Annotated in this window: 4 protein-coding genes and 1 pseudogene; 2 read left to right on the plus strand and 3 right to left on the minus strand. The window is 35.6% G+C overall.

The genetic code is table 11. The features are described from left to right. Positions 1 to 117: 117 nt before the first annotated feature. From rpe to pepT, 3 genes are all read right to left on the minus strand, one after another. Positions 118 to 762 carry a ribulose-phosphate 3-epimerase gene (gene rpe, locus RTL21_RS22485; RefSeq protein WP_312099327.1) on the minus strand — a complete coding sequence of 215 codons (645 nt, stop codon included), beginning with the start codon at positions 760 to 762 and terminating at the stop codon, positions 118 to 120. 206 nt (positions 763 to 968) lie between these two features. Continuing rightward, complete coding sequence (locus RTL21_RS22490) at positions 969 to 1,391, minus strand: hypothetical protein (RefSeq protein ID WP_312099328.1); 423 nt, start codon at positions 1,389 to 1,391, stop codon at positions 969 to 971. 721 nt (positions 1,392 to 2,112) lie between these two features. Further along, positions 2,113 to 3,348 (minus strand): peptidase T, encoded by a 1,236-nt coding sequence (gene pepT, locus RTL21_RS22495; RefSeq protein WP_312099330.1) that lies wholly within the window; start codon positions 3,346 to 3,348, stop codon positions 2,113 to 2,115. 217 nt (positions 3,349 to 3,565) lie between these two features. Between pepT and RTL21_RS22500 the strand changes: the two genes are divergently transcribed. Together RTL21_RS22500 and RTL21_RS22505 are read left to right on the plus strand one after the other, a co-directional pair. Further along, positions 3,566 to 4,171, plus strand: a complete 606-nt coding sequence (locus RTL21_RS22500) for a thioredoxin domain-containing protein (RefSeq protein WP_312099331.1) — start codon at positions 3,566 to 3,568, stop codon at positions 4,169 to 4,171. A gap of 349 nt (positions 4,172 to 4,520) precedes the next feature. Beyond that, positions 4,521 to 5,617, plus strand: a pseudogene (locus tag RTL21_RS22505) (class II aldolase/adducin family protein); the annotation flags it as partial.

The raw sequence follows: 5,617 nt of genomic DNA on the forward strand, positions 1-5,617 counted from the left end.
AATTAAAAAGCCAAACAATCATACGAAATTTCGTGTAATTGTTTGGCTTTCACCTGGGCTGGAATACTTATGTCTCTTTGGGAATTAACAGGGTTAATTTTCTTAATTTAAGCTCGTTTATCCACGAACCGCTTTAATCGCTTCTTCGCGATTTGGATTATTATAAATAAATGAGCCAGCAACGAGAACATTTGCCCCTGCTTCTTTCACTAATGCTGCCGTTTCGGCATTAATTCCACCGTCTACCTCAATATCAAGTGATGGATTTAATTGATCTGCTAATTGGCGAACTTCTCTTATTTTAGGAAGTACATTAGGGATGAAAGCTTGTCCGCCAAATCCAGGATTAACGGTCATTAATAGAACCATGTCAATATCTTCAATAATATGTTTAATCGTTTCAACAGGAGTACTCGGATTTAATACTACCCCAGACTTTACCCCATTTTCTTTAATCAATTGAATAGTACGGTGAAGGTGACGACATGCCTCCACATGTACGGTAATGATATCAGCACCGGCTTTTGCAAATTGCGGTATATAGGAATCGGGATTTTCAATCATTAAATGAACATCCAAAGGTAATGTTGTAACTGGACGAATTGCTTCAACAATAAGTGGACCAATGGTAATGTTTGGTACGAAATGACCGTCCATTACATCAATATGAATGTAATCAGCTCCACCTAGCTCAACGTCTTTCACCTCTTCTCCTAACTTCGCAAAATTAGCGGAGAGAATGGAGGGTGCAACTTTAATCATCTGTATTCCTCCTTTTCTTTATCGTTTAAAATAAATGCATTAATTATGTACATGAAAATTATAGCAGAGTGTGAGATATCGAACAAGCAAATGGAAGGAGGTTACGATTTTGTAGTAGAAGGGGAATAAAAAAATAGTAGCCACTTCATAAGATGGGTGAGTTAGAAGAAGTGGCTATCACAAATGTATCATATAATTTAATAGAATTATAATTTAGTTATGATTTCTTTTTGAATTTCAGCAGTTGCAGCTGCATAATTTGTTGAAATACAAGAAACTAACATTTCTTTATTTTTATAGAAAGGTTCTTTGTTTTTATTATAGTAAAAACGAACACTTTCTTCTTCTTTAAAGAATTCTTTCCCAATTTTTAATAGAGTAGTAATTGGTAGAGCATTAAAGGAAACAGTGCTTTCATCTCGCTTGGCAGATGGAACAACCTGTTCTTGATCTGTCTGTTTAAACTCTTTCACTACTTTTTTAAGGACCTTTTCTTGAGAGATTACTTGTTTAAAAAGTTTTTTGCGCACTCTCTTTTTCTTGGATTGTAGTCCAAATGTTTCTAATATATAGTGATGTAATTCTGTATTTTGTGTAACTTCTTCTTGCATTTTACTGATTGTATTCATTGCAAAACTCCTCTAATCTTTTCTTTCACCACTAAATCCATGGAATATAGGGATTTTGGCACTGAATCATTATATACTAAACTGTTAAAAGTACAAAATTTAATTCGGTAACCGAAATATACCGAGGTGTTAAAGGGGGGATGATTCTTTGAAAAAGTATCTAGTAAACTTTAAAGGGGCTGGGACAAAAGTATTCAACCCATAGATAAACCCGAACAACCATATGAATAAATTCATATGGTTGTTCGGGTTTATCTTAGTTTTATAAAAGACTGTTTCAGTAAAGTTAGTGTTAGTACCCACAGCCTGAATACACTTCGCTTTCCATGGGGCGAGCGCCGAGCCGCGGTCTGCCTTTGGCCTGCAGGGTCTCGGACTTTCTCGCAGCTCCCTGTGGCGTCTACGTGTATTCAGGCTGCTCCATTTTTCTTACTAATTTATTTTTTCTTGGCAAAAAATAAGTTTTTAGGAAATTGCCTTTAAAAACGAAGTGGAATGGAGCGGAAAACACTCGACTCCTGCGGGAAATAGAGGACGCTTTAGACCCCACAGGCGAAGCCGATGAGGCTCAGCTTCCTCCCCGACGCATCGTGTGTTTGTAGCGCAATGGAACAAATTAGTTTTTAGACTTGACTATATTTAAAAACATAGATTACTTTATTTAAGAGCTAATTGAGATTGTTCGTCTTTACAGATTGGCTATTTAGTTTTGTCCCAGCCCTTATTCTCCTCGTTCTTCAAATAAGCGAGCAATTTCTACGATTACATTCGTTGCTTTCACCATGTTATCAACAGAAATATATTCAAATTTCCCGTGGAAATTTTCTCCGCCTGTAAAAATATTCGGTGTTGGCAGTCCCATATAAGAGAGCTGAGATCCATCTGTTCCCCCACGGATTGGTTGGACGATTGGTGTAATGCTGAGATTTTCCATTGCTTGGTATGCAACATCTACAATTTCTTTTACTGGTTCTATTTTTTCGCGCATATTGTAGTATTGGTCGTTTAAATCTAGCTTAATCGTATTAGCACCGTATTTTTCATTTAACTCGACTACTATTGCCTGAAGAGTATTTTTTCTGTTTTCGAAAGAAGCACGATCAAAATCACGGATAATATAAGAAAGCTTTGTTTCTTCTACATCTCCTTCAAAGGAAAGTAAATGGTAAAAACCTTCATACCCTTCTGTAAATTCAGGGGCTTCACTCACTGGTAAACGGCTTTGTAATTCCATCGCTATTTTTATACTATTGATCATTTTTCCTTTTGCGGTGCCTGGATGTACATTCGTTCCACTTATCGTAATTTTCGCTCCAGCAGCGTTAAAGCTTTCATATTGTAATTCACCTAAGGGACCACCGTCGACCGTGTAAGCAAAGTCGGCAGCAAAGGCTTCTACATTAAATTTATGTGGCCCTCTTCCAATTTCTTCATCAGGTGTAAAGGCAACTCTAATTTTCCCATGTTTAATGTCAGGATTTTCTTTTAGATAAATAAGGGCTGATACAATTTCAGCAATACCAGCTTTGTTGTCCGCACCAAGTAAGGTTGTTCCATCGGTGGTGAGTAAAGTATGCCCAACATAATTTTTTAATTCTGGAAAATCATTAGGAGATAAAACAATCTGCAATTCTTCATTTAATATAATACTCTGTCCATCGTAATTTTCTACTTTTTGTGGACGAACATTTTTGCCTGTAAAATCAGTAGCAGTATCTAAATGAGCTAAAAAGCCAATTGTTGGAACCTTTTTATCTGTATTAGCCGGTAATGTTGCCATTACATAGCCATTCTCATCAATGGTTACTTCCTCCATTCCAATTTCTTTAAGTTCTTCCACTAATAAATTTGCTAGTGTTAACTGTCCTGAAGTAGATGGACATTCGGCGTTATTTTCATTTGATTGTGTATCAACTACAGCATAGGAAATAAAACGATTGATTATATTTTCTTTCACTCTATTCAACTCCTTTATCAGATATCCTGATTTTATCATAGGAGGAATGAAGAATACGAATATAGTGAATTAGCTACTTGGATTCTTGTTAGCACATAAAGTAACCACTAAGACTCGTTCACAATTATGTTGAATTTTGGCTTGGTTTGATGCTATATTTGGGCGGCTTTTTAGTTAGAATAGAGTTATTACTTTTTGTAGAGAAGGAGATTTAGAAATGAAGAAAAAAAATAGACCAACGATTATTTTTAGTACGATTGCAGTAATTGTCATTATTTGTTTTGCTGCTATATGGTGGTTAAACAGTAAGAGTATTAATGCAATTGAGGATATAAAGAAAATAAATGCATCAGCTACGTTTGATCAGCAAGACGAGGAGTATATCGTTTATTTTTGGCAAGCAACTTGTACATATTGCAAACAAATCGAAAGCGAGGTTATTGATTTTAGCAACAATGGAGACATTCCTATTTATATTGTCGATATGCAAGATGAAAAGAATGAATCTAGCTGGTATGACTGGGAAGCCCACCATAAAAAGTATGATAAAGTAATAGGCAAAATGGAAGACGGGAAAGAAGTATGGAATGAAGGAATAAACATTGAAGATTTCCAAACTGATAAAAATATCGCTTGGGGCATTGTAGTAAATGAAGAAAATCAAATCATTGCAACACATAATACAGCCTACGGAAACGAAACACCTGAAAGCGCAGAGCAAATCGAAATTACTGGTACCCCAACGATGATCAAAATCAAAAAAGGCAAATTTGATGAATATGCAGTTGGAGTAGATGAAACACTTGAGATTCTAGGGGAATAAAAGATATAGAAGCTGAAGATAGGTGGATCTGTCTTTAGCTTCTTTTTTTGGTGAAAGCTGAAAAGTTGCAGCAACAAAGCAAAAAGTGGTGTTCATGAAGCGAATATATTCTCAAAGGCTAAAAGAAATAAATTCCCCGAAAAAAACAATATTAAAGGTAAGCATAACAAAGGTACCGCAACACCATCCCATTCCCTCAATAAAAACTCCTATAAACTTTTCATGATTTGGATTAATCTTTACAAAATAAATGCAAATAAAAACAAATAAACTATTTCAAAAACAAACAAACATATTATATAATGTATTTGGGGTATAAAAAAACAGTTTGTGTGAAGGGAGAATTATAATGGTTCAGAATTTATGGAATAATGAAAGGGCTTCACAATTAAATAAAGGATTGGAAGAGTTAGTGTACCGCTCCAATTTAATCGGGACAGATCGTGCTGTATGTAATTGGGGAGGAGGAAATACTTCCATGAAGACAATTGAAAGAGATTTTCGTGGAAGAGAGATAGAAGTAATGTGGGTAAAAGGAAGCGGTTCAGACTTAGCAACGATGAAAGCGCATAATTTTACCGGGCTTAAGCTGGAAGATATTAAACCATTAATCGAAAGAGAAGAAATGCCGGATGAGGAAATGGTTGCTTATTTATCTCATTGTATGATTGATAATAGTCATTCAAGAGCGTCTATTGAAACCTTATTACATGCATTTTTACCATATAAACATGTGGATCATACACATCCAGACGCTATTATTAGCATTTGTTGTGCAGATAATGGGAAACAAATTGCAGAAGAAATCTATGGAAATCGTTTCGTTTGGGTTCCTTATATTCGACCAGGCTTTACATTATCTAAAATGATTGCAGAAGGTGTGCGGAATAATCCGAATGCAGAACTAGTATTAATGGAAAAGCATGGCCTTGTTGTGTGGGGAGATACTGCACAAGAAAGCTATGAAAAAACAATTACAATCATTAACGAAGCAGAAAACTATATTCATAGTAAAATAGAAGAAGAAAAGGTTTTTGGTGGAGAAAAATATTCAGCCTTAAAGGGGGAAGAAGCAGAAGAAATTTTAAGTCAAGTGTTGCCAGTGATCAGGGGAGCAGTTAGCGGGGAAAAACAGATGCTGTTAACTTATGATCGAGGAGAAGAAGTACTTCAATTTGTAAATAGCAACGAAGCAAAGAGCTTATCTCAAATAGGTGCAGCATGCCCAGATCATTTGGTACATACGAAAAGACAACCATTGTATATTGAATGGGATCCGGCTACAAAAGATATTGCTAGTTTAAAAGAAAGCATAAAAACAGGTGTAGAGAACTTTAAAAATGAGTATATTGCTTATTTTGAAAGAAATAAAGAGGCGGGAGACCAAATTTCTGAAACGGCTCCTAGAGTCATTTTAATTCCTGGAATTGGAATGGTTAACACGGG

The sequence above is a fragment of the Niallia sp. genome (assembly GCF_031978665.1).
GTDB lineage: Bacteria > Bacillota > Bacilli > Bacillales > Cytobacillaceae > Niallia.

Bases quoted from the DNA above. Each gene is read 5' to 3' on its own strand.
- rpe (WP_312099327.1), bottom strand. From the start codon at position 762: ATGATTAAAGTTGCACCCTCCATTCTCTCCGCTAATTTTGCGAAGTTA.
- RTL21_RS22490 (WP_312099328.1), bottom strand. From the start codon at position 1,391: ATGAATACAATCAGTAAAATGCAAGAAGAAGTTACACAAAATACAGAA.
- RTL21_RS22500 (WP_312099331.1), top strand. From the start codon at position 3,566: ATGAAGAAAAAAAATAGACCAACGATTATTTTTAGTACGATTGCAGTA.